At 61.0% G+C, this 1,871-nt stretch carries 2 protein-coding genes; both read right to left on the bottom strand.

Annotation, left to right across the window (positions count from 1 at the left end):
• Positions 1-797 (bottom strand): BMP family ABC transporter substrate-binding protein (locus FY112_RS00470; protein ID WP_151517361.1); only part of this gene is annotated, 797 nt, incomplete at its 3' end.
• 50 nt (positions 798-847) lie between these two features.
• Positions 848-1,768, bottom strand: coding sequence for an ABC transporter permease (locus FY112_RS00465; RefSeq protein ID WP_131622676.1), 921 nt, complete (start codon positions 1,766-1,768; stop codon positions 848-850).
• Positions 1,769-1,871: the final 103 nt, after the last annotated feature.

The raw sequence follows: 1,871 nt of genomic DNA, 5'->3' as shown, positions 1-1,871 counted from the left end.
GCCTTGACGCGCTTGACGTAATAATTGCCCCAGGTGTCGATGATCGCGGTCAGCTGGACGTTCGGACCAGCCTTGATCATGTCGGAAGCCTGGCCGAAGGCCTTGACGCCACGCTGCTCGGCGACCTGCATTGGAGCCGTCGTGTCCGTGTGCTGGGTGAGGATATCGACGCCCTGGTCGATCAGCGCCTTGGCGGCATCAGCTTCCTTGCCCGGGTCGAACCAGGTGTTGACCCAGATAACCTTCATCTTGAAGTTCGGGTTGACCGACTTGGCGCCAGTTTCGAAGGCATTGATGCCCATCACCACCTCGGGAATCGGGAAGGAGGCGATATAGCCGGCCGTGCCGGTTTTCGAGAGCTTGCCGGCGATAATGCCACTGATGTAGCGGCCTTCATAGAAGCGGGAATTGTAGGTCGCGACATTGTCGGCGGCCTTGAAGCCTGTCGCATGCTCGAACTTCACTTTCGGGAACTTCTTGGCGACGGCAATAGTCGGATCCATGAAACCGAAGGACGTGGTGAAAATCAGCGAGCAACCGGAGCGGGCCATGCGCTCGATGGCGCGTTCGGCATCCGGGCCTTCCGGGACGCTTTCGAGGTAGGGCGTCTCGATCTTGTCTCCGAATTCCTTCTCGAGCTGGAGGCGGCCGTTCTCATGGGCCTGCGTCCAGCCGCCGTCGGTGCGGGTGCCGACATAAACGAAGCACACCTTGGTCTTGTCAGCCGCCTCGGCGGCCGAACCGATACTCAGGACGAGGGCAGCTGTCGCTGCGAGAGCAAGTGCAAGTTTTTTCATATTGATCCCTGTTGGTTGGAAGTTTCGAAACCCGTCTTGTTTGTTATTGTTCACCGGTCCGGCACGAAGGCTTTGCCGAGCGAGGCCGGCGTATTGATCAACGTCGTGCGCCGATTATGCGAGATGATGATGAGGACCACAACTGTCGCCGCATAGGGCAGCATCGAGAGGAACTGCGAGGGAATGCCAATGCCGAAGGCCTGCGCGTGCAGTTGCAGGATCGTGACCGCTCCAAAGAGATAACCGCCGGCCAGCAGGCGCCAGGGCCGCCAGGAGGCGAAGACGACGAGCGCCAGCGCGATCCAGCCGCGCCCGCCTGACATGTTCTCAGTCCATTGCGGCGTATAGATCAGCGACAGCTGCGCACCGGCAAGGCCGGCGCAGGCGCCGCCGAACATCACGGCAAGGTAGCGCATGCGGATGACATCGATGCCGAGCGCATGCGCCGAGCCGTGATTGTCACCGATGGCGCGAATCTTCAGTCCGGTGCGACTCTTGAAGAGGAACCAGTTGACGGCGATAACGAGCAGGATCGACAGGTAGAAGATCAGATCCTGCTTGAAGAGGACCGTTCCGACATAGGGAATGGCGGAAAGCACCGGGATTTCGATCGGCAGCAGCCGGACGCCGGGTGCGCCGACGAAGGCCTCGCCGAGCATGCCAGAGGCGCCGAGGCCAAGGATCGTCAGCGCAAGGCCTGTCGCCACCTGATTGGCAACGAGTGTCAACGTCAGGAAGGCGAAGAACAGCGAAAACAGCGCGCCGCTCACGACACCGCCGACAATGCCGATATAGGCCGAGCCGGTGAGCTGTGCCGCGGCAAAGGCACCGACCGCGCCCATGATCATCATGCCTTCGACACCGAGATTGAGAACGCCGGAGCGCTCAGTCACGAGTTCGCCGAGTGCGGCGATGACGAGCGGTGTGGAGGCGGTGATGACCGTCAGCAGAATGGCTTCGAAGATGGTCATGCCGCCCTGCCCCCGACCCGCGACCAGACCAGGCGGATTTTGTAATAGATCAGCGTATCGCAGGAGAGCACGAAGAAGAGCAGCAGCCCCTGGAAGACGCGAG

Origin of the sequence: Rhizobium sp. PEPV16 (genome assembly GCF_008919455.1) — a bacterium.
GTDB classification, from domain to species: Bacteria; Pseudomonadota; Alphaproteobacteria; order Rhizobiales; family Rhizobiaceae; genus Rhizobium; species Rhizobium leguminosarum_Q.
Note: the sequence above shows the minus strand (reverse complement) of the source record. Positions and strands in the feature narration are given on the sequence as shown.